Source organism: Shewanella sp. 10N.261.52.F9 (genome assembly GCF_041471165.1).
In the GTDB taxonomy this organism is placed as follows: domain Bacteria; phylum Pseudomonadota; class Gammaproteobacteria; order Enterobacterales; family Shewanellaceae; genus Shewanella; species Shewanella marinintestina.
This window is the reverse complement of the sequence record NZ_JBFRNX010000001.1, coordinates 420,261-444,675: the sequence shown is the minus strand read 5'-3', so window position 1 is coordinate 444,675 and position 24,415 is coordinate 420,261. Positions and strand designations below refer to the sequence as shown.

Genomic DNA, 24,415 nt, shown 5'->3' with positions numbered 1-24,415 from the left:
GGTCTCAAATATGTTGGATTCAATTTAAACAGGCTGTAAATACAACTGTATATTGGACAGAACATGTAAATTCAAAACAGAGATCACAGTTAACTCATTTTCATTGAGCTCGAAAAAGAGAAAGCCGATTACTAAGTAATCGGCTTTATGAGTACTTCAGAAAATCCGTTAGGTTTTACCCTAAACGGCCACTAAATTGCAGTTAGTCGTCACTATCACCTAAAGACAGCAGGGTCGCATTACCACCAATAGCGGTAATATTATTGGTGTGAGTCTTTTCAGTAATAAAGCGCGTGAGGTAGTGTGGACCACCTGCTTTAGGACCTGTTCCTGATAGGCCTTGACCACCAAAAGGTTGTACACCAACCACTGCGCCGATTTGGTTGCGGTTGATATAAACGTTACCTGCGCGGATCTTCGCTGCTAGCTTTAAGGCGTAAGCTTCGTTGCGGCTATGAATACCTAAGGTTAAACCAAAGTTGGTTGAGTTAATCTCTTCAATCACTCTTTCTAGCTCTGAAGATTTGTAACGGATCACATGTAAAATTGGCCCGAAGTGTTCCTTCTCTAATACTCTGATTGAGTCAATTTCCACTGCCGTTGGCGCAACATAATGGCCATTTTCAGTACCAGCGGGTAGTTCGACTTGTTTGATCAAGCTACCCACTTGCTTAATATGTTCAATATGGGCATTTAAGTTTGCCGCAGCTGTAGCATCAATCACTGGGCCAACATCGGTTTTGACAAAGTGCGGGTCACCAATGGTTAGCTCATCCATGGCACCTTTCATTAAATCAAGCACGCGATCGGCAATATCTTCTTGCAAGAATAATACTCGCAGCGCAGAGCAGCGTTGGCCTGCACTGGTGAATGAGGATGACACGACATCATTCACCACTTGCTCTGGTTGTGAAGTTGAGTCCACTACCATTGCATTCTGGCCACCAGTTTCTGCGATAATCGGAATGATTGGTCCTTCACGCATAGCAAGTGTACGGTTAATCTGTTTTGCTGTGGCGGTAGAACCGGTAAAGCATACGCCTGCAATTCGTTCATCTGAGGTTATTGCAGCGCCCACGGTAGCACCTGTGCCCGGCAGGAACTGTAATACTTCTTTCGGGATCCCGGCCTCGTGGGCAAGCTGAGTAGCGCGGTAACCAACGATTGAAGTTTGCTCAGCAGGTTTTGCGATAACAGTGTTACCAACTGCTAGCGCTGCTGTCACTTGGCCTAAGAAGATTGCCAATGGGAAGTTCCATGGACTAATACAAATAAAGATACCGCGACCTTCAAGGAATAGCTGATTACGCTCACCCGTTGGTCCTGGTAGTAATGTCGGTTTCTCCATCATCTTTCTGGCGTTGACCGCGTAATAGCGACAGAAATCGACAGCCTCACGGACTTCATCTATGCCATCTTGAATACTCTTACCCGCTTCGCGGGTACAAAGTGCAATCAGCTCTTCGCGATGTTCTTCAAGTAAATCAGCTAGCTTTAATAGTGCAGCAGTACGCACTTCAACTGGGGTGTTACACCAAGCAGGGAAAGCGGCGTCAGCACTAACAAACGCCAACTCTACAGCTTGTTCATCAGCGAAAGCGATATTGCCAACAAAGCGCTGAGTATCAAATGGGCTAACAACTTCTCTAGTTTCACCGGTCAGCGTTATACCGTTAACCAAAGGACCTGCATTCCAAGTGACATCTTTATACTTATCGAGCTTGGCAAAAAACGGCGTCGACTCAGAGATGATGTTCATATTGACCCCTTTAGAGTTTTTACGCTCAGGACCAAATATATCCTCTGGCAATACGATTTTAGTATTAGCTAAAGTTTTGTAATCTTTAAGGGTTCTTAAAGGGTGAACCACTAACGACTCAATTGGTGTATTAAGATCGACTAACTTGTGGACAAACGAAGTGTTAGCGCCGTTTTCAAGCAAGCGTCTAACCAAGTAAGGCAGTAGATCTTTATGGGCACCAACTGGGGCATAGATGCGTACTTTTTTAACGCCGCTTTCAGCGAGTAGTGTGTCATAGAGTTCTTCACCCATACCGTGTAGGCGCTGGAACTCATAATCACGATCACCTGCAATGTCAGTGATGCTGGCAATGGTTTGCGCGTTGTGACTGGCAAACTGCGGGTAGATGGCACCTTTTGTGGCGTCAGAGAGTAAGTATCGAGCACAAGCAAGATAAGACACGTCAGTACCGGCTTTACGAGTATAAAGTGGGTAGCCCGCTTCACCGTTTTCTTGTGACCACTTTAACTCGCTATCCCAGTACGCGCCTTTAACTAAGCGCAGTGGAATTTCATCACCTTGATCTTTCGATAGGCGAGTTAGCCAGCATAGAACGGGTAATGCGCGTTTAGAATAGGCTTGAACAACAATACCTAACAGACCCCAACCTTTGGCAGCATCTGAGTTGTATAGCTTTTGGAATAACTTAAGTGATAGCTCTAATCTATCCATCTCTTCAGCGTCAATAGAGACACCAACATTTAGGCTGCGAGCTTGTGTAATTAGCAGGATTAACGTGTCGTAAAGCTCGGTTAGCGTTCTATCTTCATTGGCCACTTCATAGCGAGGGTGCAGGGCTGATAGCTTGATAGAGATAGTTGGGCGCGGCGCATTGCTGGTGTCGTAATCTTGGGCACCTAGAGAAGCGATGGCATTTGAGTAATCTTCAAAGTATTTCTGCGCATCTTTTTTAGTTAGCGCAGCTTCACCTAACATGTCATAACTGTGGGTGTAACCCATCTTACGCTTATCGACACTATTTTTAAGCGCTTCTTTAACTGTGCGGCCAAGTACAAACTGCTTACCCATGATTTTCATGGCTGCCAACATAGACTTTCTTACGACAGGCTCACCGACCTTGTTGACCAAGCGGTTAAGCAGACTACTTGGTTTTCCATCGATATCATGATCAAGCTTAACGACTTTACCTGTTAGCATGAGTCCCCAAGTCGATGCGTTCACCAAAATAGAGTTACTCTTTTTGATGTGTTCATCCCACTTAGCACCGGATAGCTTATCTTCAATAAGCGCATCAGCAGTATCTGAATCAGGAATACGTAATAACGCTTCAGCTAGGCACATTAAAATAATGCCTTCGTTGGTTTCTAAGCTATATTGCTGCAGGAAAGCGTCAACACCGACCATTAGGCCTTTCTTATCGTATTGACGGACTTTATTCACTAGCTCGTGTGCACGGTTAGTCACACGGTTGAGCTCTTCATTACTTGAAGGAACCAGCTTTATCAAGTCTGATAAATATTGCTCTTCATCGACAATATAGTTATCGCTGATCGCTTGGAACAGTTCGTTGAGATCGGCTGAGTCATAACGCCCAGTAAGTACTTCACTCGCTTTGAACATATTAATCACTTCCATCTAGGCCATATGGGCAAATTGCTTGAATAATTGTGTCGATAAACCTTGATTGTTTTTCTTTTGTATACAATCTAAGGCCGTCTCGCGGCGATTATACCTGCAAAATGTGATGTGCGACACCTTTGTGATAGCTAGTGTGATTTGTGTTTGATTCTTATGGGTTAAACAGTGCGCAAGCTCTTGCTATATAAGGAGTTTGAAATGAACAAAAAAAACTCAGCGTTTGAAATTCATAGGCAAGATTAGCTATTTTTGAGTCACTATTAGCCATTTTGAGGTTATGGCTCGAAATTTACAGCTGTAAATTGAAAGGATTTTTTAATCGGATTGTTCGTGGTAACAATGTGATTACCGGTGGTTAACCTTGGTGGTACATTTCTGGCTAAAAATGGTGGGTTTAAATTGGATAAAGGAGCAATAGAGCTGGTATTTGGATTATGAAACTTAGTTTATTTTAGTGACTCATGCCAATTTCTCCCTAGTAGCAATTGAAGCATGCTTGATTACTTGTCTTTATTAAAAGAGGACTATTCTATTTCTTGGAGCTGGCATTAGCCACTCATAGAGTTATGTAACAGCGTTATTTTGCTTAGCAAAGGTAATAAAAAAGCCTGTGATGAGTACACAGGCTTTATGTTCGCTGTTTAGTTAACGAAACTGATTACCAACGGTTTTTAGGTTTACGCTGTGGTTTTGGAAGGTAAACCAAAATGATACCTAGTAATAAGCCACCGGCAGCGATCAAGCCACCTTGCTGCCACATTTCAAAACGTTCATTCTTCTGAAGGTTAGCTAACGTTGCTTTAGCATTGTCACGCTCAGAGCTAGCACTATCTAATGCTTTTTTAGCTGCAGAAAGTTGGGCTTTTACTTGGCTTAACTCTGCCGCGTTGTTGTCGCTACTGCTTAGCGCGCTTTCAAGCTCAGCTTTAGTTTTCTCAAGTTCGGCTTGAATAGCTGGTAGCTGCACACGTAAGCTCATTGACTTGCTTAGCATCTTAGTTTGGATCCAGCCTTCACGACCCTTATGGTCGACAATCTTGCTGTAATCGCCCTGAGCTTCTTCAAGAGAAGTGACCTGTTGGCCTGCTTCAATGCTGCCTAAAATTCGGAACTGAGTTCCAGGTCCACCATGAAGGTAGATATAAACATCATCTGAGATGTAGCGCGTTTGGTTTGCGGCCAGTAAAGAAGGGGAAAGTAACATCATCCCCGCAATCATTAGAATTCTTAACACTAATCTATTCTCATCTACGAAATTTAGCCCACATGCTAGGGATTTAAAGGGGTTAATGCAAGTGGCAAAAGAGCGATAAAACGCAAAAGGGAAGTTTGATACAAATATTATCAAACTTCCCTCATCATTACGTCGTACCTAGGGTACTTGTTGTACTCGGAATTAGTTAAAAATCCCTTTAATCATGAAGAAGAACATGATTGAAAGACCAGCACCAGCTGGAAGGGTAACAACCCAAGAAACAACGATGTTACGTACTACACCGATATTGATTGCTGCAATACCACGAGCCATACCCACACCAAGAACCGCACCAACAAGTGTTTGTGTAGTAGAGATAGGTAGACCAGTACCTGACGCGATAACAACAGTCGATGCTGCTGCAAGCTCAGCGGCAAAACCACGGCTTGGCGTTAGGTGAGTAATGTTTTTACCAATGGTTTGCATTACGCGTTGACCAAAGATAGCAAGACCAAGAACAATACCTACAGCACCTAGAGGTAGGATCCACCAAACTAGTGGTGCAGTATTGTTAATTTGACCGCCACTTTCTACAACAGAAACAACTGCTGCTAGAGGGCCAATCGCGTTAGCTACGTCGTTAGAACCGTGAGCAAATGCCATACAACATGCAGTCACAACCATTAAGATAGCAAATACTTTCTCAACGTTACCGAACTGAGTTTGACGGTCAGCTTTAGTGTCCATTTTAAGACGCTTAATCGCAATCATACCGCCGATACCAACAAGAATAGCAAGTACGATAGCAAGTGCATATGCTTCAACGTTAGTGAAGTGAAGACCTACATGCTTTAGACCTTTTTTGATAGTCACAAGTGACATTACAAAGCCAGCAAGCGCCATGTAGAAAGGCACGTAACGCTTAGCGTTTTCTAATGGATTGTCAGTATTGAAAATCAGCTTTTGTACACTTTGGAATATCATAAAGGCGATAAAGCCAGATATTGCAGGTGTTACAACCCAAGAGCCTACGATTCCGCCAACTTTACCCCATGCAACCGCATCGCTACCAACACCAACTGCAGCGAAACCAACAATAGCGCCAACAATTGAGTGAGTTGTAGATACTGGCCAGCCTAGAGCTGACGCAGCGATTAACCAGATACCTGCAGCAAGCAACGCAGAAATCATGCCGTAAACCAGCAATTCTGGTGAATCAATAAAGTATGCAGAGTCGATAATGCCTTTACGGATAGTGCTTGTAACTTCACCACCCGCTAGATATGCACCAGCAAACTCAAAGATCATAGCGATAATGATCGCTTGTTTAATTGTAATGGCATTTGAACCTACTGAGGTTCCCATTGCATTGGCTACGTCATTGGCGCCAATACCCCATGCCATTAAAAATCCAAATACAGCCGCAATACCAATAAGCCATGGGCCGTTGGTGACTAATACATCAACCATGTTGTTACCTTGATAATCTTTTGACTAGACGCGAGCTAACATTAGCTCTAAGCGAGAACCGACTCGTTCGGCAAGATCTGCCAAGTCACCAACCCACTCAATTATCTTGTAGAGGAACATTACATCTACAGGGTTCAGTTCCGACTCGATAGCGTAAAGCTGTCTACGGATCTTAATCTGTAAGTCATCGGTGTCTTCTTCGATAGAATCGAGCTCAGCAATCATTTTAGCAACAAGATCCACTTCACGACCTCTAAAACCTGTTTCTAACAGATCATCAAGTTCGTTGATTGCTTCTTTTGACAGAGAAACTGCATCGATACAGCGCTGCAAATAAGCAATAAATGGTTCTTTAATTACTTGAGGTAGCTCAAGCTGACGGCCAATGACGCGGCCTGAAATGTCTTTTGCTTTGTTAGCAATTTTATCTTGCTGGGTTAATAGCTCCAGTAAGTCAGTACGTTCAACAGGCATAAACAAGCCGCCCGGCAGAGTTAAACGGATCTCACGTTTTAGTGAGTCAGCTTCTTGCTCTGTAAGGCTAATTTGCTTACGTAATTGAACGGCTTTGTCCCAGTCTCCTGCGACAGTAGCTTCAAAAAATGGGACAAGTAATGACGCACAGTCGTATACTTTGTCGATATGCTCTTGAAGAGGCTTAATTGGCGATTTTGCAAACACGCCTAAAATAGAGTTTACTGGCATTGCCGTGTACCTATTTTGGTTATTCCACTATTGGAAAAAGCGGGCGCATGTTAACTCAAGCGGCCGCGTAAGAAAACTGTGTTTTACGATTTAAATTGACAGTTTTTTATTCTAGCGAGTTATATCCTAACTGCAAAGCGGATCCTACGGTGATATTATTGCAGAAATATTACAACATGTAACTTTAATGACAGATTGATTAATTTTTGATGACAAGGCGAATGGTGCATCGATGGAAGCTGAGATCGAACTCAAACTTTTCTTTAATGAAAATCACAAGAAAAGCCTTATAAAACTATTAGATAGCTTACCGAATTGCGATGCTAAAGGTATAGAAGAACTAACGAACGGCTACTTCGATACCACAGACTTAACCTTAAGAAAATGGGACATGGGCCTCCGAATTCGAGGGGTTAATCAACATTTAGAGCAAACAATTAAAACAAAAGGTCAGGTTGTTGGCGGGATCCACTCTCGTCCCGAATACAATGTTGATGTAGATCAAAAGTTTCCTCAATTAAATTTATTCCCGAACGAAATTTGGCCTGTAGGCGCAAATATCGAGCAAACCCAGTCAGAACTCTTCTGTTTATTTAATACAGATTTCGCCCGTCAGCGATGGCATATTTTTGTTGATGACAGTTTAATTGAGGTGGCGCTAGACATAGGCGAGATCCGAGTCGACGATGCTGTAGACCCTATTTGCGAGCTAGAATTTGAGCTGTTAGCGGGTGATACAAGTGCTTTATTAACTCTTGCTGGCATTGTCAGTCGAGCCATTCCAGTGCGTTTAGGTAAGGCGAGTAAAGCGCAACGTGGCTATCGTTTAGCGGGACAATATACTCCTGACACTATAGATGCACTGACATTTATTGAGATTGAGCCCAATCAAAGCCTTAAGCAAGTGGCAATTAACCTTTTAACTTTAGGTTTAGATCGTTGGCAAACAATTGAAGCCATGCTGCTTGATCCTGAGCAAAATCAGCTTGAGCTACCAATGTTGAGTTATCGACTGCGTGCCTGCATTCGTTTATTAAAAAGCACACTGAAACAGTTTGATTTAATAGAGGACTCGTTTGAAGCAGATTTTGACTGTATTGAATGTCGCTTAAACTTTATTGAACAAGCACTGAGCCTATACGGCATTATCGAGGGCGACGTTGCACTGGTATCGAAATGGCCGCAACATCAAGCGTTGGTCGATGTGGCAACCGATAAATTGCAGCAGCTTGATGTCGTTGAACAGGTAGAGCAACTGTTGAATGATATCTGTTATGGTCGCCTACAAGTTCATTTGGTCGATCTGCTGACTCAAATTACTGATGGTCAGGTTAGTATCAATAAAGAACTCGACCTAAGACATTTCGCTAATAAAATGCAAGAAAACTCTTGGCAGCGCATTATCGATGTAATGCCACGCGACAATGAACTTAGCAGCTCTGATTATCTTTCAGTGGCTAAAGCACTCGATGACAGTATTTTTGTGGGAGTGGCCTATGGTGGACTTTACCCTGAAAAATCACGCGATCAGTTTAGAGCACCTTGGCAGGATCTAGCGCTGGGGATCCGTACACTTGCGGCTTATCGCCAGCTAAAAGAGATCAGCGAAATAGCCTATTTAGATATTAGTGCCTGGTTGGAAAACAAAGAGCAGAGCTTAGTACAAGCGATGGAGTTTTCTCGTCGCAGTGCGCTGCAAAACGAGCCTTACTGGCGTTAACTCATTCAGTAAACACGTTGAAACAAAAAGCCCACATCATGTGGGCTTTTTGTTTTGCAGCTAGCTTGACGTTAAAGGGATCAATTTTCGTCCTGGCGTTTGCTTTCTAGCTTCTGTTCAAGCTTATCGTCTATCTTGTCTGCTATCGTATCTTCAATAGACTGTTTTAGCTCATCGATTTCGGCTAGCAGCTTTTGTTGGTTGGCTTCCATTCGCTGTAGACTATTGTTTAACTCACAGCGGATTTCTTCTGCGTGAGAGTCGAGCTTTTCTGACTCATCAGGTGAGACAAATACCGACGCCATATAACCAGAAATTACACCAAAGAAGCTCACACCACAGACAATGACCACGCCACCAATAATGTGACCAGCGGTGGTGACCGGGTAATAATCGCCATAGCCTACAGTAGAAATAGTGACTAGTGCCCACCAAATGGCACTTTCAGCAGTGTCGATATTGGCACCATCAACACCGCTTTCAACAATTAATACCAGCACTGAAGAGAAGGTTAAGATGGTGATGAGTGCGACTAATAAGCTGGCAACAGTGGCTTGTCGGCGTTGTTTTAGCATGGGCACAATTAACGAGCGAGTAGTGCGAATAAGACGAACTACACGTAAGATTTGAAATAAACGCGCCATTCTTAATGCTTCAATGGCGGGAATACTGGCAATAAAGTCTATCCAGTGTCCTTTTAGGTATTCGACTTTTTCATCGGCCTTAAACAGCTCGAAAAAGAAGTTAGACATGAAGATAAGACAGATACTGGTATCGATAAAGAACAGTAAGCGTCGGGTTTCGCCATCAACCCGCCCAAAAGTTAGCACTAGCACTAAAATCACAGACAGCAGCGATAGCAGCATCATGGCTAATTGTAATGGGGTAGGAGGAGTATCGGGTTGCAGTAACCAACGCTTCTTATTTGCCATAACTAAGGTCCATCTTATTAGGTGCAATGGCCTTAGCCACTCAGCACCTTGTTTTGCACTAAGTATCAGCGCTAAATTGGATTAAATCATCTAATACATGTTTTTTGATTTCAAGCTGTTGCTCTGGTGATAGCTGATATTTTTTAGCTAAGAGTTCGTAATCGTTCGCGCTAAGAGACACGGTAAGGCGCGGACGCTTGGGTCTTTTGGTGACACTTAAACCTAATATTTCTCGGATTTGATCTGACGGACTCACTCCGGCATCAAGTGCAGCTTTGCGAATGGCGTATTGGAACTTTTCATCCATATCAAAAGCGATTTGCGTCGCTTTAGCGGCTTTTTGGTTTTGCTGCCACTGAGCGGGTAAGGGATTTTTTTGTTTGGTCATGCGTGCGCTACCTAAATTTACTCATCCGTAAGAGATCGTGCGGAATATGCTTAATCCCAATTAGTATAATGCTACCACTCATCGAAGCCGAAACAAAAATGGTTCTAAAGCTGGGAGCTTTAGAACCATTTATTTATGCACCAGGCCAGTAGTCTCTGATATCTGAAAGCGGTCGATAGATGGTTAACATCACATCGGTTTCACCGCCTTCATACACTTCAACGTCGATGGCTTTATCTTCATCATCATCGAGTAACTGGTATGACTCAAAGGCATCACCCGTTGCACAGTTTGTATCTTGAGGTGGCTTTTGGCCTCGGTAATCTTGGCGATGGAAATAACCAAAACTGCCAGCAGTAACTTGATGATAATGAGCCGACAACCATTGCTCATAGTCTTGTAAGTCAGCTGACAAGGTTTTAGTCGTTAGCTCGGCTTTACCTGGCTCTTCAAAGATCTCACTAAATTGATCTAAATCGAACAGCGCTTCAACTAGGCCTCGATTAACTTTAATCGAGAGGCCAAGGTAGGTTTCATCATCTTCATCAAGGCTGAGAAAGATGGTGTCACTACCGTGACCTTTTAACACCCACTCAGTTTGTTGCTTGCGCTCATACTCGTAAGTATTAACCGTTTCAACTCGCAGTTGCTGACCACGCAGTTGTGGTGGCAAAGCAAAACTGTCATCAAGGGAGATCATATCTCCCTTATTAAGTTTTGATGGGTGATCGAGTTGACGTTTAGGTTCCTCTTTTTTGCCAAATAGGCTGCTTAGAAATCCCACGTCAGTCTCCTTTAGCCTTTACGCGCTTTAATGCGGTCAAGTACTGCATTGGCGTTAGACTTTTGCTCGCCAATACCTGCTTCAGCAAGTTTGTCGTGTAGAGCCTTATCGCTGTTCTCTTCTGCTAGCGTTTCAGAGGCTTTTAGGCGGTCATCAAATGACTGCTGGCGTGCCTTGATACGCTCTAGAGAATCTTTAGCGTTAAGCAGCTTAGAGTTGCTACCGGCAAAAGAGTCAGTAATCGTTGCAGTTGCTTTTTGCACGCTTTCAGTGGTTTTAACCATAGTCAGCTGGCGCTGGTAATCAGCAACTTGGCGCTCAGTTTTACGTACTAACTCTTTTAAGCGAGTCGCATGGGCACTGAAGCTTTCGTTTGCCGCTTGTTGATCGCTTAGCTGTTGGTCAAGTTCAGCAATTTTTTCAGCTACTTCTAGTGCTAGTGGCTCGTTGCCTTTTTCTAGAGCTTGTGTGACATAGCCTTCGTGTTCAGCAACGGAGCGTTTTAGACGGTCAACTTCACGGCTAGCTTGCATCTCTTTTGCCATAACTTCAGTTAAGTCGCGCTTAGCTTTAGTTAGGTGTTTCTCTGCATCACGAATTTCTTGTTCAAAAATACGTGTTGAGTTTGCATCTACGATGCCTTGGCCAACTTCAGTAGCGCCGCCACGGAAGGCCGTAAGAATTTTGTTTAGAATGCCCATAATGTGGCTCCTTTATTTAAGGTAATCGACGAGTTCGTCGATGACTTCGAGACAGTTATCAGATAGAACAGACAGTTCCTGCTCAATCTCTTGCATGCTTGATTGCACTGACAGCGCGCCGTAAACCACATACTTATCATCGATTTTTGCAAACGATGACAGTGGCATTGGAATGTTGAGCTCTAACATGGTCTCAAACATTTCAGCGCGACGTTCTTGATTCACTTCGTCTTCGCCCCATAAATAACTGATGCAAAGCACTTGGTTGTCCGTTACCGATACAAATACCGGAATTTCTTCTCGGCCAACAACGTTAACTTGTAAGACTTCCACGTCACCAGCAATTGGATAACAATCAAATTGAAAGCCAGTTTGGCTGTTGTCGCCAAGCGCATTTAGGTGGTTGGCAATTGTGTGGATATTCATATTTGTCCTTATTGACATATTATGTCTGTGATTAAAGATAGCACTGCGACATAATATGTCAAGTGCTATCTTTACGATTCAAAAATAAACTCTACTGATTTTCTAACCAAGCCTGCTGATGGTATTGATACAGTTGGCTTGAACCTAAAACATTGGGCTGTATTTGGGATTTATTCTGGTAGAAATTTCCCGGAAATTCAAAGGCCGCATGGATAAGTCCTGGAGTTAACCAAGGATCGTTTACCGGTAACTGCTGCACACTTTCTAATCGGCTTCTGCCACTTTTACCACTCAAAGTGGCGATACTCCAGCCCCATTCACCAAAGCTAGGCACATTGTGGTGATACTGATCGACATTAAAGCCGGCCAGCTCCAAGGTGTTGGCCACTGAAATAAAGGCCTTTGGTGCATGATATGGCGATGTTGACTGTATGGTTAAGGCAGCATCATTACTCATTAGTTCCTTCAATTTTAAATAGAAAGCATCGGAATAGAGCTTGTTAAGATCGGGATGGCTCGGGTCCGGTAAATCGACAATAATGGTGTCGAATTTTTCTTCTTTCGCCAGCAGTTTATCAACGCCATTAAAGGCGTCGTCATACATGATCCTAACGCGAGGATCGTTTAAAGCATTTTGATTGAGTTTTAGCAAGGCACGGCTTAGATGTTCAGGCATATCACTGGCAGGTTGCTTAAATAACGCAACTAGTTCCTCATCAAGATCCATCAAGGTCACTTGCTTAGGTTGCCACTGCAATACTTGCGTCAGGCCTAAACCGTCACCACCGCCAATGATTAATATCTTATCGTGGCGCGCACTGGCCGCCATAGTCGGGTGCACTAAAAATGAATGATAGATATGCTCGTCACTACTTGAAAACTGTAAGCGACCGTTAATATAAAGCGAATGAACAGGTCCCAGTCCATTACCGCGTAAGCGCTCGGTAAAGGTGAGCTGCTGAAAGCGAGTTGCCTTGGCGTACACCACTTTGTCTTTATATAACAGGTTATTAAAGTTTTGCTCCCATTGAGGGCCGTGCAGCGCCAGCAGCACAAGGATCCCGGTCGCAATAAAGTGGCCGACGAGCAGTAACTTTACATGCCTGATTTGGTGCCAGAAGCGCCAGATAAAGATAAAACCAGCCAACAGATTAAAACTGGCTGTCAGGGCGGCGGCAAGTTGAATATCAATGGCTAACATAAAGCCAACCCAAATTGCTGCGCCAATACCCGCACCAATATAGTCGGCGCCATAAATAGTACCGGCATTATGCATTAGGTGTGCTTCAGACATCGCTTGTCGTACGCGGGCGATCAGTGGGATCTCCATACCGATCATCAAACCAAGCAATACACCCCATACATAAGGTAAGTACTCGCTAAGCTTTTGCAGTGTGCCAATAAAGCCGCCATCGGGAAGCTGATCTGCTGGCAAGCCTAATGTGTTAGCAATAATCAGTGGCAACTGTTGGCCAAAGCCAATAACTGCCGCGGTAATTAAAATAGCCAGTGATCCACACAAGGCAACACACAGTTCTAAAACGGCAAAGCCAGTAAAAGCGCAGCGAATTTTACGGGCGGCAAAGGCACCCAATCCCATGGAGACAATCATTAAACCAATCATGGTGTAAATCGCGGCTTCGAGTGCGCCAAGAATACGCCCAGCGTAATGGGATAATAAGTATTCATAGATCAGGCCACAGCCTGCAAGCACGGCCATAATGCCAAGCAGTAATACATCATCGAACCAGCCGAGTTTGCCTGATTCAATGGTTTGGTTACTAGATTCGATAGTGGAGTTATTTGTGTCGGTTTGCATTGAGTGTCTGTTGATTATGTTGAGTCAGATAAGAATGTGCAGCTAATAAAAAGGGAGCGAAGTGACGCTCCCTTGATACTCTCTAAGCCATTAAGGCAGCTAGAATAATCGCGATGGAGACGCTAATTGCCACTTCAACTGCCGCTAGACCAATATTGTGTTGCTGCTCAACTTCTTCACATAGGTTGATGTTAGCTAGCACTAGCTTTTTAATCAGTGTAATCAGTAGTGATAGCGACAATAACATGACTACTGAGAAGACTAACCAGCCAATTAGGTTGGCAATGTAAGCTTCAGGATTAAAGATAATAAAGTGGCTAGCAGCATTAAAGCTAAACGCCATGGCTAGCATGTAACCGCTGTGGCGGATAGCTAGCGCTGTATGACCCTGCGCTAACGCTTCCTGCATTGATGCGCCTTGGTTGCGCTTAGCATAGCGATTTTCACGACCACGAGTCAGTAGTACTAACATTAGCTGCGAAATCGCAAAGGCACTAAAGATGGCAATAAAGGTATAGATTGTTAAGTCTTCTGCCCACATGAGTACCGAGCGGATAATTATCGCTGTAGCTATGGCTGCAGCTGCATCAACGATAGCCACTGACACATTGCCTTTAATGATTAAGGCATTTTTATCGATGTTATTGAGGGCAATTTTGTCATGTAAAAAGCGCCCGAGTTTAATCAGTATTAGGCCAAATAAACCGTAAGCACTCATACCAATAGCTTCAACTAAATAGGACTCTGCCGCTTCGCCAGTAATTGCACCAGTGAGCACAATACCTAATGCCATCACGGCGCCAGCGGTACTAATACCAAAAGCAAAGTTATCGTTTTCAGCTAGCTCATGGCGGCTATTGACTTTAACCGTCCAACCTTGCAAGTAACGCATTAAGGTTAGTAGCAATACCGCAATGGCCAAATCGATTGCCAGAATGATCATTAAATCGAGAGTGAGGCCGTAATTTTCTAAAAATGTCATAAAAGTTCCTTAATTATTTGCCTCGGCGAACACCGCGAGTGGTACGACTGCTGGAATTACGGAAGCTGCTGTCCTTAGAGTAGTTTGAGCGGAACTTGCTCTTACTGCTCGCAGTGCGTCCTGTTGAACTGGCTTTGGGTGTACTGCTACTTTGTCTGGAAAGACTGGTTGAACCGGTACGCGACTTTGCATACGGGCTATCAAACTTTCGGCCTTGAGAATTAAACTGCTTTTTAGTGCGCTCATAGGTTTGAGTTTGCGCACGAGCTTGCTTTGGCGAAGTGTAGCGGTAGCGACCCACATCGTTGTAGTAGCTGTAGTTACGACGGCTAGACCATCTGTCATAGCCAATTGGACCACGCGTCAGGTTAGAGAACATCGAGTACATGCCGTACCATGCCCAAAACGACATACCGTTAGAGCCTGTTTGCCAGCCACCGTACGCAGGGTTGCCGACTAACTGACTGCCAGCGCCAAAGTCTTCAGCACCATTGGCAAGGGCAGCGGCTTCGCGACTAATGGAGTTAACTCGCGCCAGAGCACCATCTGACATATCGGCAACCACGTTAAGTGGGTCTGACAACATGTCGTTATATAAACTCGGGTCTGCGGCCTGATAAAGGTTCTCGACTTCAGCAAGCTGCTGATCGAGATCGACATAATTAGCCGCATTTTGGCTGTCGGTTAAGCGCCTAGTTAAAGAGGTGAACATCGGGCCGCGATTAGTCGCATCGGTAGCCAGCTCATTAAGCAAAGGGCTTAAATCGGGCTTTTGCTTTTCCAATACTTGCACGTATTGTTTGAGCAAATTAGCGTTACGTACCTGACCGTCGTTAAGCATATTGCTAAGAGTATCTAAGCGCTGTTGCGTTAGCTGCTGATACTTGGCAATTTGCTCTGGTCTATCATCGCCACATCCTGCAAGGGCGAATACCAGTATGACGGTGAGAACGCGCATTAGCATTCCTGCCATAGTCTCTCCAAAATCGGTTATGTTACTTTACACCCTTGGGTGTTAGCCGCGCATTGTCTAATGGTAACAGACCATAGCGCTTAATGAGTGTTGCATAAAGCAGTTTTGCTTGCTGAAACATTGAATTCGCAAGAGAAATAACCGCTCTTACTATAATCGCTGTAACTGATTAGTATAGTATTGCGTATTCGAGCAAAAAAATATCAAGGATCCTGTTTCCAGCTCAGTCGCGGCTAAAATCAACTCAAGTTGCCAACATCCGTGATAAAAATTGCTCACCTTTATTTACGCTCTATCTATATCATTAACGACATAATATGTCGATGTACTAATTTGTTAGGGATTATTATGCGCACGGCGACACAGGGTAATAAACAGCTTAGTTCTCAAATGGCAGCAACAGCAGACTTGTATTGGCAAAGGCTGTTAGATAATGCTGCCGACCTCGTCGCGTCATTGACTGATGAGCAACAGCAAGAGTTAAAACAAGTATTTGGACTCAGTGACTTTATTGCCACTCAGCTTTGCCGTCATAGTCAGTGGATCCCAGAGCTTTTTAGCCGAAATTTGCATAATTTTGAACGCCAAGTGTTTGATAAAGAGTTGGCTGAATTACTTGAGCCTGTAACCGATGAAGAACAAGCCAAACGGGTGTTGCGTCAATACCGTAATCGTCAAATGGTCTGCATAGCTTGGCGTGATTTTATGGATTACAGTCAATTACAAGAATCGCTGTTAGATCTATCAGCATTAGCTGAAGCGCTGATTATTGCAGGACGCGACTGGTTATACCGTGAGATGTGCGCCTCGTTAGGTACACCTAGTTGTAGCCAAGGTAAGCCGCAAAAACTCCTGATCCTCGGTATGGGCAAGCTTGGTGGTCGTGAGCTTAACTTTTCGTCAGATATCGATCTTATCTTTACTTTTGCCGAGCACGGCGAAACAGCTGGCGGCAGACGCTCATTAGAAAACCAGCAATTCTTCATTCGTATGGGGCAGCGCCTAGTTAACTTGTTGCATCAAGTTACCGTTGACGGCTTTGTGTATCGCGTCGATATGCGCTTGCGCCCCTATGGCGAAAGCGGTCCGCTAGTGGTGAGCTTTAGTGGTCTTGAAGATTATTACCAAGAGCAGGGGCGCGACTGGGAACGCTACGCCATGGTTAAAGCGCGAGCACTTGGCCCGTGGACTGCAGAATCAGATGAACTACACGACTTATTAAGACCCTTTGTATATCGCCGTTATTTAGATTTCTCGGCGATAGAATCTTTGCGCAAAATGAAAGGCTTAATTACCCAAGAAGTGCGCCGCCGTAAACTTACCGACAATATTAAACTTGGCGCAGGTGGGATACGTGAAGTTGAGTTCGTGGTGCAAAGCTTTCAACTTATTCGCGGTGGCCGTGAGCCAGCGCTGCGCCAGCAAAGTTTATTTGCTGCAATCGAGACCCTATATCAGTTAGGTCAGCTGGAATATTTAGCCGTCGATGAGCTCAAAAATAGTTACATCTTACTGCGCCGCGTTGAGAACTTGTTGCAAGCGATTAATGACGAGCAGACTCAAACATTGCCAAGTGAGTCACTTGATTGGCAACGCTTATGTTATGCGTTAAACGCCGATACTGAAATGGATCTGCGTGAACAGATCGCCACCGCAATGCGCCAGATCCATAGCCACTTTGAAGAAACCGTTGGTGGTAATAATGAAGACGATCAAAACGAAACTTGGACGCAACAGATCTGGAATGCTTACGAAGATGAGCATGCGCAGTCGATATTAGAAGAGCAGGGGATCGATGATGAAAAGTTGTGGCCAATGCTTAATAGCTGGCACGACACAGTAGTACGTCGCACGATTGGCCCGCGCGGACGCGAAACCTTAGACAAATTAATGCCTAAGCTATTGTGTGAATTTACCAATATTCCCCACCCGTCGAAAGCATTTGCGCCAGTTTCAAAGGTATTAGATCAAATTTTAACTCGTACAACTTACCTAGAGCTGCTGTGTGAAAACCCCGGAGCAAGGCAGCAACTCGTGAGCTTGTGTCTTGCCAGTCCGTGGATTGGTCAGCAATTAGCAAAATTCCCAATGCTGCTCGATGAGCTGATTGATCCCGCGCAGTTATATGACACCACATCGCTAGACGACTATGGCAGTGAGTTACGTCAGTATTTACTGCGGGTGCCTGAAGATGATCTTGAGCAGCAGATGGAAGCACTGCGTCAATTTAAGTTATCGCAGCAATTAAAAATTGCTGCAGCTGACGTCACCGGTGTTTTACCTGTGATGGAGGTGAGCGATCACTTAACTTTCTTAGCCGAAGCGATTATCGAGCAAGTCGTGCATCAAGCTTGGGCGCAAGTTAGCGCTCGCCATGGTGTGCCAGAAAACCTAAATGATAACGAAATGGGCTTTGCGGTTGTCGGTTACGGTAAAGCGGGTGGTATAGAACTAGGTTATGGCTCGGATCTTGATTTAGTGTTTTTGCACAATGGTAGTAAAGCCGGGCAAACCAATGGTGAAAGGCCTATCGATATCGGTCACTTCTACCTAAAGCTTGCCCAGCGGGTACTGCACTTTTTCTCTACCCGAACTAATTCTGGCGAGCTCTATGAAGTGGATATGCGCTTAAGGCCCTCTGGTGCATCGGGCTTATTGGTCAGCGAGATAGAAAACTTTGGCGAATATCAACGTGACGAGGCCTGGACATGGGAGCATCAAGCGTTAGTGCGCGCGCGGTTTATGTTTGGTGATACAGCACTGTCTATGCGCTTTAATGAGTTAAGAGCAGAAGTCTTGCAAACCTCACGAGATAAAGTGTCGCTGGCTAAAGACGTGCGAGAAATGCGGATTAAGATGCGTAATCACTTGCTAAAAGTTGAGCCTGGTATGTTCGATTTAAAGCAGAGCAGCGGAGGCATCGCCGATATTGAGTTCATCGCCCAATATATGGTGTTAGCCAATAGCCATGAGCATAAGCGTTTATGTTTTTGGTCTGACAATGTGCGGATCTTCTCTGATCTTGCAGAGCTTGAACTGTTGCCACTTGAAAGTGCCCAAGCATTAACTCAAGCCTACTGCCATCTGCGAGACGAAAGCCACAGACTAACATTGCAACAAAAGCCTACAGTGCTACCCATTGATGCATTGCAACCACATATCGACAGAGTGGAAGCTATCTATCAGCAGGTTTTAGCCGAGCCGCAGTAGAGTATTGCTGGTCATTAATAAGCCTCTGAGTATCTTGGATGTGACGAGGTTTTTTGCACTCTGATTAAATGATGTAATCAAGCTCTCTCCTATCACTCTCACTCATGACAAGCTAATTCTAGTGGGTATAGGGAGTCGCAAACTGCCTTGCAGATTAAGACAACATGATTAATCGCAGCGCTTTATACAGATAATCGCTCTAACAAGTCGAATACAAGCTCGTAGCCGCTTATTTATAGCCTTGCTAATCGCTTGAATAATAAGTTGTTATTTCTCAGCGTAGATAGCAACGAGCTAAAAAGGAACAACTTGGTTTACTCCTTGCAACCTTAGGCCTATTACCTTAAGTCTAAGGAGTTGCTTATGAACTCGCCCAAATTACTCAGTTGCTACACTCGGTTCAATGAATGCTTTACCAGCATGTTGATCAGCAAACACTTCACGCTTAAGTGTAAGCCTAGCACCAGTAAATATCAGTTTGTTAAGGAGTTACCGCTACGTTGGTTACTCGTTTTATGCGTTCTGTTGCTGATAAACAGCGCCGTTGCAGCCGATACACCCAATAAAATGATAACTATCCCAAGCTCGTTAGTCAGCGCAGATCAAGGTGTTAGCTTGATCATTGTCGATCGCTCCAGTGAGCAAATTGAGTCGTTTTTAGCTGGTGTGAGGGGAGATGTTCATCTACTGGTGTTAGAAGAAAACCAAGAGCCTTTTGAGCAAATAAATCAAGTGTTAGCCGAGGAGCCGCTTTACTCAAATGTGACCATTGTTGCTAAGGCTTCAAGCTCTGCAATTTACCTTGGTGGACGTTGGATCGATCAGCATTACTTGCTTGAGCATCAACATAGCTTAACGATTTTTGCTCGCCAGTTTGCTAACAATAGTCAGCTTTCTTTATATACCACTAACTTGACGACCAGTCATGGTGGTGAGCAATTTATCGGGTTATTTGAAGAGTTAACCCAGATGAGTGTGGATGTTATTCATATGCAAGGTTTGCGACATGAGCCACTATGGGTACAGCGAACCCAATTTAGCTTTTAACTAGCGCTTAATAAAGTATCGCTAATGATACGTTTTGTATCATGTTTTCGACAAAATCTGCTTTGAGGAAATTGATTAAATGCTTACTATCGCAGCAATATATCTCACTATTGCTCAGGGGAGCAGTAAAGGGATCCTGTTGAGGATTGTTAGATGACTTCTGTTAGTGGCCTAGCCAATAGTGCAAACAGTACCAATATTAGCGCTAATCTCAGCTCCAAAGTTACGGCTGAACCGACAGCACAGCAAGCTGCTAACACTGCCCACCAAGCGATAAGCCAGACATCTGACAGCGCTAACAATGCGGTTACTGCTAGCGCAACTAAGCCACTGCCCAATACTGGTGATAGCACCACAGTTACCCTATCAAGCGCCGCCCAAGATAAACTGGCAGCAGAGCAAACAGGGGCTAAACCTGCTGCGGCTGAGGCAGCAAATAAAGCATCTGAAGAAGATGGCGGTGATATCGAATCGTTCGTGTTTGGTGCGCTTGGGCTTGATCATCCAGAAGAGATTGATGAGAACGGTGACCCATCGTATTCGGCAGGCCAATATGTGAAAGCGGCGGCGACGGTTGGCAGTATGATCGCGATGCTGATTTAGGCGCTGTCTAAAAACTGTTTTTTATCAGACTAGGTCTGATTTCTAAGTTAGACTGCGTCTAACAATTTCATTATGGGATTTCATCCCACTCTAGAGTTAATCAAACTTCGTTTGATAAAAGTCGTGGCGCTTCGCCCCACATTGGTAGTGCATCAGGCTGCGCCTGACTAACGTCGTGGGATTCCATCCCACACCCGGGCAAGGAGGACTGCTCGTCCTTATCCTCCTTGCATCCACCATGACGCCCCGACGAAGTTGTTGATCCTCACTCATTTTCGGAAATCGCTATCGCCTCATATTCGCCATCCCTGGCTCACCTAAGGCTATCTCGTCATCCATGACTCGCTCACGCGATTTGCTTCAATGACTTCGGCAACTCCGATGGGGAATGGTGTTTTCTGTAAGTTTGCAAACTTGTTCTTGTCTAAAGGTAATTTGGCCAAATTAATGGGCAGAATAGTCTTCATTACTAGACATTTTCTCTAATCCATAATTTAGAGCTTTAACAATGAGCACTCGGCTTCCTTTAGGCTGCCCTGCATCCATTTTGTTAATTTGTTTTGAGAGCTTTTCTATTAATATTCTCATGGTGCTTATGTCTTCTTTGAAAAAACTAGCTATGTTGGTTGATCTATATGCTTCAAATAGATAATTAGAAAACAGCCCGATATCTTGAGCTGACCAATTATCTATCGCTTCAATCCATTCGTCTGCAGAAAATAGTTTTATAAAGGGGGTTGAACGATGATTTTGATAAATTTCTTGGTCAACGTTAGCCCATGACTCTTTCGCTCTGATATATAATGAATTTTTAATGCTTATATCATTTTTCACCGTCCAATTATCTTTATGAATTTGGTACAGTTCATTTATGCGGTTTGTTGTTAACTTGAAATTATGAGATCTCGTATCAAGCTCTTTACCATCAAATATTTTCTCATTAGCAAGTTTTTCTAGCTGATTTAAAAAATCATCGACATCACCTGAAACAAAGTTGTTTTCTAGTAAATACCTAAAGTTTTCACACGCTTGGAACCATTTAACAAGCAACACATCTTTCTGATGAAAAAGATAGTTTGTTGTTTGGCTTAGTAAATCTTCGAAAGTGGCCAGATCTAGTTGATAAGGTCTTGCAAACATGAACCTATCAATGGGGCACGGTTTTGAGAATATTTTCCCAACAAACTCAATTTTAGGAACAGTGTGCTGCTTGCCGCAACAATACTCTATGAGCGGTATGGTCGGTATGTATATGGTTCTATATGGCTCAAATTCATCTTCTGACTTATCATCAGGTAGTCGAATATTTCTCGTATAATCTAGGCCAGAGCTAATTTCATCTACAGTTTTGTTGCAGGCATAATAAAGGTAGCTAATTGTAATAACTTGAGAGATTAAAACCTCCATGCTCGACTGAAAATCTTGTTCCTCTTCACCTTTAATTAATTGATAAATGTGATTTAGACGGTTACTAGCTCTTTTTAATATCCTGAGGTTTGAAAATTTATACTTTGTAATTAGCTCTATCAAATTAGACTGATAGCAGTCAAAATGGTTATATTGACCGAATGCAATATTTACAACTTCAAGTGGCGACCTTTCAAAGTAGACCCTGTCAGAAAACGCCTTTTCTAACATCTGTCCATCAATTGAAGATTTTTCTGAGTTAATAATAAATATGAACTCTAGATTGTTATCGTTAATTAACTGTAAACATTCTCCTACGATAGCTTTTTCGAGTTTACCGTCGTCCACTCTTTCTAAATCATCCAAGATCACAATGACATTGTTAACTTTGGCAAGTAATGTATGCTTAGCGACTCCAGCAGAACCTTTTAAAAGAGATGAGATTAGACCGCCGTTATCGCTTGCTTTCTCGATAACTGTGAGCGCATTATTTGCAAGTCCCTTAAAAGCCCCTTCATCGATGCCCTCTGAAAAATAGATGCTTGAAATTAGCTTATCTCTAAAGTCATTTAAGCTACTGATACCAGTTAAAGAAAAGAAAATAGTTTTTCGGCCTTTTTCCTTTAAATATGGACGTAAATCTTTTTCAACAAAATAGGTCTTACCAACGCCCCATTGGCCGTCAAGACGAACCATTGGAGGGAATGAGCGATCATCCAGTAGCGATGTAATTACTTCTGATAGTTGAGTCATAATAGTTGAGTCATAATAGGCTTCTACAGGGGAGGGGTACCTTAATCTGTACAAGTTAAAAATTAAGATAAAGTTAGTCAAATGAAATGCCATGTTTATGTGTTGCGGGACACTGAATCTGGAGACTTAATAAAAAGGGAAATGTGGGGTCAGAGTAAACAATTCGAATTGTGATACTCTGGTCCGCTGCCTTGAACCATAAATCAATCGTTAATTGGCGCGAATGAACTGACATAAACACCACTTCTCCACCGCAGTTGCTAAACGACTGTATATAGCAATGTACAATCCCCAGTTCTGACTTTTCTTAAAATAATCTTAATTGCTATACCGTTAACGCTTGGCTCCATGTAACATCAGGGCTGCTTAAGGGGCGGGATCCCCAATATGTATTTTGCCAAGCAAAGAGGTTGCATGATCTACTATTTTTTTGTTGTCCTTATCTATGCTGCGCCAGCCCTGTTTACCTTAACCCACGACAAGATTGCGTATGGCAAAGCGTGGACTAAAGGGGTGACTTTTAATCGACTGCTGGCGTGTTACGGCATCTATATGCTCGGCTTACTTTTTTATACGGTTTGGGAACCTATCGATTATTACGTCAATAGCTATTCTTGCGGTTGGCCTCAGCCTGCTGATTGGTGTGGCGGCTATGGATATTCATTGGTTCAAGGCATTGAAGACTGGTTATTACCTGTGTCACTTACCGCTGCGGCAATTGGCCAGGTTATTTATGTCCATTACCTAGCGAGGCTAAACAAACTAGCTAGTGGAATTATAAAAAAATAGGGCTGAGAATAACTCTTTTTTCAGGGTAATAGGCATACATTTAGCCCTGCGGACTAAACAAAACCAAGATGTATTACAGCAAGGCTATTTAAAGTCGCTGTAAATAAGGATTTAAAATGGACTTTTCAAGACACTCTCAACTCACTCAGCTGCGCTGTAGTTACTTCGCTGTGCCTGTGATTTATATTCTTGGCGCTCTTTGGTTGCCTGCGGCGACGCTATGGATAGGCTGGCTTGGTTGGGTTGGGGTTAACTGGTACCGCATCCAATCGCCGGTTTTAAAACAAGGATATTGGGTTATTTTGCAATCGTTCGGCTTACATCTAGCGTTGAATTTGGCAGCTTTTGCTTCGGTTTGGGGAGCCAGCATATTTAATCGTGGCGGGCTGTTCAACAGTGCCGGCGGCGGTGATGATTTTTTTTATATGCTTGGCTTAGGTTTGCTTGCGTTGGTGTTGCTGGTTATTGGCATGATATGGCCATTGGTAAAGCTTGTGAAAGGCTATCAAGCCTTGATGAATAGTCATAAGGATTGCACTGAGGGCAGTAGCGTCGATTGCAATAAAAAAGCTTGTGCGGATATTAAGGAACATAAAAATGAAGCGGTTTAAGTTGTCGCAGATTTCAATATTAATGTGGTTTATGTTTATCATGTTCTCCACTGCTGTTGGAGTGGCAACCTATGCTGTGCATCAGTCTCATGCTGCTTTTAATTGGCCTACAGCTAAAGGGATGGTGGTAAACTGTTGGCTGATTGAGCGCTACCATGAAAGAAGCAGCGCTGAATCGCATTACGAAGTGGCTATTGAGTACTTCTATGCAGTTGACGGCAAAATCTACCACAAGAACAATAAGACCGATATTACAGGTGCTATCCCGGGTTACTCTTTGGAAGAGGCCGAAGCCTTGGTGGCAGAGTTTCCTCGGGATAAGAAGATCTTAGTACATTATAAACCCAGTAATCCCGACACCGCTGTTATCAAGCCAACAATGCACCTGTTTTTGATTGTGGCTTTGTTGGTGTTCTCTTTGATATTAATCCCCGTCCTTTATCTGATGTATCTGCAGATGACCTCAGACCGTGACAGCTTTATCGTTCGCAATGTGTAAC

The 24,415-nt window shown here is 43.6% G+C and carries 20 protein-coding genes; 7 read left to right on the top strand and 13 right to left on the bottom strand.

What is annotated here, in order from left to right; all coding sequences use genetic code 11:
- Positions 1–202: 202 nt before the first annotated feature.
- From putA to AB4298_RS01875, 4 genes are all read right to left on the bottom strand, one after another.
- Positions 203–3,397 (bottom strand): bifunctional proline dehydrogenase/L-glutamate gamma-semialdehyde dehydrogenase PutA, encoded by a 3,195-nt coding sequence (gene putA, locus AB4298_RS01890; protein ID WP_371985560.1) that lies wholly within the window; start codon positions 3,395–3,397, stop codon positions 203–205.
- Between the two features lie 661 nt (positions 3,398–4,058).
- A complete protein-coding gene (locus tag AB4298_RS01885) occupies positions 4,059–4,634 on the bottom strand; it encodes a TIGR04211 family SH3 domain-containing protein (protein WP_248998779.1) in 576 nt (191 codons plus the stop codon).
- Positions 4,635–4,796: 162 nt separating this feature from the next.
- Positions 4,797–6,065, bottom strand: coding sequence for an inorganic phosphate transporter (locus AB4298_RS01880; protein ID WP_248998780.1), 1,269 nt, complete (start codon positions 6,063–6,065; stop codon positions 4,797–4,799).
- 24 nt (positions 6,066–6,089) lie between these two features.
- Positions 6,090–6,770: a TIGR00153 family protein gene (locus AB4298_RS01875; RefSeq protein WP_248998781.1), complete on the bottom strand. Its 681-nt coding sequence runs from the start codon at positions 6,768–6,770 to the stop codon at positions 6,090–6,092.
- A 232-nt stretch (positions 6,771–7,002) separates the two neighbouring features.
- Between AB4298_RS01875 and AB4298_RS01870 the strand changes: the two genes are divergently transcribed.
- Entirely contained in the window at positions 7,003–8,490 is a 1,488-nt protein-coding gene (locus tag AB4298_RS01870; RefSeq protein ID WP_371985559.1) for a CYTH domain-containing protein, read from the top strand.
- Positions 8,491–8,570: 80 nt separating this feature from the next.
- On the opposite strand, the gene AB4298_RS01865 is transcribed toward AB4298_RS01870, so the two are convergent.
- From AB4298_RS01865 to AB4298_RS01830, 8 genes are all read right to left on the bottom strand, one after another.
- Positions 8,571–9,422 carry a potassium channel family protein gene (locus AB4298_RS01865; RefSeq protein ID WP_248998783.1) on the bottom strand — a complete coding sequence of 284 codons (852 nt, stop codon included), beginning with the start codon at positions 9,420–9,422 and terminating at the stop codon, positions 8,571–8,573.
- Positions 9,423–9,480: 58 nt separating this feature from the next.
- A complete protein-coding gene (locus tag AB4298_RS01860; RefSeq protein WP_371985558.1) occupies positions 9,481–9,810 on the bottom strand; it encodes a hypothetical protein in 330 nt (109 codons plus the stop codon).
- A gap of 133 nt (positions 9,811–9,943) precedes the next feature.
- Entirely contained in the window at positions 9,944–10,594 is a 651-nt protein-coding gene (locus AB4298_RS01855) for a hypothetical protein (protein WP_371985557.1), read from the bottom strand.
- Between the two features lie 11 nt (positions 10,595–10,605).
- Positions 10,606–11,295 carry a PspA/IM30 family protein gene (locus AB4298_RS01850; protein WP_248998786.1) on the bottom strand — a complete coding sequence of 230 codons (690 nt, stop codon included), beginning with the start codon at positions 11,293–11,295 and terminating at the stop codon, positions 10,606–10,608.
- A 12-nt stretch (positions 11,296–11,307) separates the two neighbouring features.
- Entirely contained in the window at positions 11,308–11,721 is a 414-nt protein-coding gene (locus tag AB4298_RS01845) for a YjfI family protein (RefSeq protein ID WP_248998787.1), read from the bottom strand.
- A gap of 91 nt (positions 11,722–11,812) precedes the next feature.
- Positions 11,813–13,540 (bottom strand): polyamine aminopropyltransferase, encoded by a 1,728-nt coding sequence (locus AB4298_RS01840; protein WP_371985556.1) that lies wholly within the window; start codon positions 13,538–13,540, stop codon positions 11,813–11,815.
- A gap of 82 nt (positions 13,541–13,622) precedes the next feature.
- Complete coding sequence (locus tag AB4298_RS01835; protein ID WP_248998789.1) at positions 13,623–14,522, bottom strand: DUF350 domain-containing protein; 900 nt, start codon at positions 14,520–14,522, stop codon at positions 13,623–13,625.
- Between the two features lie 13 nt (positions 14,523–14,535).
- The gene (locus AB4298_RS01830) at positions 14,536–15,495 is read right to left on the bottom strand and encodes a hypothetical protein (protein WP_248998790.1); all 960 of its coding nucleotides are present in this window, start codon (positions 15,493–15,495) and stop codon (positions 14,536–14,538) included.
- Positions 15,496–15,843: 348 nt separating this feature from the next.
- On the opposite strand from AB4298_RS01830, the gene glnE reads away from it, so the two are divergent.
- The 3 genes from glnE to AB4298_RS01815 all read left to right on the top strand — a co-directional run bounded on the left by glnE (position 15,844) and on the right by AB4298_RS01815 (position 20,355).
- Positions 15,844–18,705, top strand: coding sequence for a bifunctional [glutamate--ammonia ligase]-adenylyl-L-tyrosine phosphorylase/[glutamate--ammonia-ligase] adenylyltransferase (gene glnE, locus AB4298_RS01825; RefSeq protein WP_371985555.1), 2,862 nt, complete (start codon positions 15,844–15,846; stop codon positions 18,703–18,705).
- Positions 18,706–19,068: 363 nt separating this feature from the next.
- Positions 19,069–19,752, top strand: a complete 684-nt coding sequence (locus AB4298_RS01820; protein WP_248998792.1) for a DUF4347 domain-containing protein — start codon at positions 19,069–19,071, stop codon at positions 19,750–19,752.
- 153 nt (positions 19,753–19,905) lie between these two features.
- Complete coding sequence (locus AB4298_RS01815; protein WP_371985554.1) at positions 19,906–20,355, top strand: hypothetical protein; 450 nt, start codon at positions 19,906–19,908, stop codon at positions 20,353–20,355.
- A 444-nt stretch (positions 20,356–20,799) separates the two neighbouring features.
- Here the strand turns inward: AB4298_RS01815 and AB4298_RS01810 are convergent, their stop codons facing one another.
- Positions 20,800–22,515 (bottom strand): P-loop NTPase fold protein, encoded by a 1,716-nt coding sequence (locus AB4298_RS01810; protein WP_371985553.1) that lies wholly within the window; start codon positions 22,513–22,515, stop codon positions 20,800–20,802.
- A gap of 414 nt (positions 22,516–22,929) precedes the next feature.
- On the opposite strand from AB4298_RS01810, the gene AB4298_RS01805 reads away from it, so the two are divergent.
- The 3 genes from AB4298_RS01805 (at position 22,930) to AB4298_RS01795 (ending at position 24,414) form a co-directional block, all read left to right on the top strand.
- Positions 22,930–23,304 carry a hypothetical protein gene (locus AB4298_RS01805; protein ID WP_371985552.1) on the top strand — a complete coding sequence of 125 codons (375 nt, stop codon included), beginning with the start codon at positions 22,930–22,932 and terminating at the stop codon, positions 23,302–23,304.
- A gap of 116 nt (positions 23,305–23,420) precedes the next feature.
- A complete protein-coding gene (locus tag AB4298_RS01800) occupies positions 23,421–23,915 on the top strand; it encodes a hypothetical protein (protein ID WP_371985551.1) in 495 nt (164 codons plus the stop codon).
- On the top strand, positions 23,902–24,414 hold the full coding sequence (locus AB4298_RS01795) for a DUF3592 domain-containing protein (protein ID WP_371985550.1): 513 nt from the start codon (positions 23,902–23,904) through the stop codon (positions 24,412–24,414). The genes AB4298_RS01800 and AB4298_RS01795 overlap by 14 nt, the downstream gene beginning before the upstream one ends.
- The last annotated feature ends 1 nt before the right edge of the window (position 24,415 follow it).

Bases quoted from the DNA above. Each gene is read 5' to 3' on its own strand.
- putA (WP_371985560.1), bottom strand. From the start codon at position 3,397: ATGGAAGTGATTAATATGTTCAAAGCGAGTGAAGTACTTACTGGGCGT.
- AB4298_RS01880 (WP_248998780.1), bottom strand. From the start codon at position 6,065: ATGGTTGATGTATTAGTCACCAACGGCCCATGGCTTATTGGTATTGCG.
- AB4298_RS01875 (WP_248998781.1), bottom strand. From the start codon at position 6,770: ATGCCAGTAAACTCTATTTTAGGCGTGTTTGCAAAATCGCCAATTAAG.
- AB4298_RS01870 (WP_371985559.1), top strand. From the start codon at position 7,003: ATGGAAGCTGAGATCGAACTCAAACTTTTCTTTAATGAAAATCACAAG.
- AB4298_RS01865 (WP_248998783.1), bottom strand. From the start codon at position 9,422: ATGGCAAATAAGAAGCGTTGGTTACTGCAACCCGATACTCCTCCTACC.
- AB4298_RS01860 (WP_371985558.1), bottom strand. From the start codon at position 9,810: ATGACCAAACAAAAAAATCCCTTACCCGCTCAGTGGCAGCAAAACCAA.
- AB4298_RS01850 (WP_248998786.1), bottom strand. From the start codon at position 11,295: ATGGGCATTCTAAACAAAATTCTTACGGCCTTCCGTGGCGGCGCTACT.
- AB4298_RS01845 (WP_248998787.1), bottom strand. From the start codon at position 11,721: ATGAATATCCACACAATTGCCAACCACCTAAATGCGCTTGGCGACAAC.
- AB4298_RS01840 (WP_371985556.1), bottom strand. From the start codon at position 13,540: ATGCAAACCGACACAAATAACTCCACTATCGAATCTAGTAACCAAACC.
- AB4298_RS01835 (WP_248998789.1), bottom strand. From the start codon at position 14,522: ATGACATTTTTAGAAAATTACGGCCTCACTCTCGATTTAATGATCATT.
- AB4298_RS01830 (WP_248998790.1), bottom strand. From the start codon at position 15,495: ATGGCAGGAATGCTAATGCGCGTTCTCACCGTCATACTGGTATTCGCC.
- glnE (WP_371985555.1), top strand. From the start codon at position 15,844: ATGCGCACGGCGACACAGGGTAATAAACAGCTTAGTTCTCAAATGGCA.
- AB4298_RS01820 (WP_248998792.1), top strand. From the start codon at position 19,069: ATGAACTCGCCCAAATTACTCAGTTGCTACACTCGGTTCAATGAATGC.
- AB4298_RS01815 (WP_371985554.1), top strand. From the start codon at position 19,906: ATGACTTCTGTTAGTGGCCTAGCCAATAGTGCAAACAGTACCAATATT.
- AB4298_RS01810 (WP_371985553.1), bottom strand. From the start codon at position 22,515: ATGACTCAACTATCAGAAGTAATTACATCGCTACTGGATGATCGCTCA.
- AB4298_RS01805 (WP_371985552.1), top strand. From the start codon at position 22,930: ATGATCTACTATTTTTTTGTTGTCCTTATCTATGCTGCGCCAGCCCTG.
- AB4298_RS01800 (WP_371985551.1), top strand. From the start codon at position 23,421: ATGGACTTTTCAAGACACTCTCAACTCACTCAGCTGCGCTGTAGTTAC.
- AB4298_RS01795 (WP_371985550.1), top strand. From the start codon at position 23,902: ATGAAGCGGTTTAAGTTGTCGCAGATTTCAATATTAATGTGGTTTATG.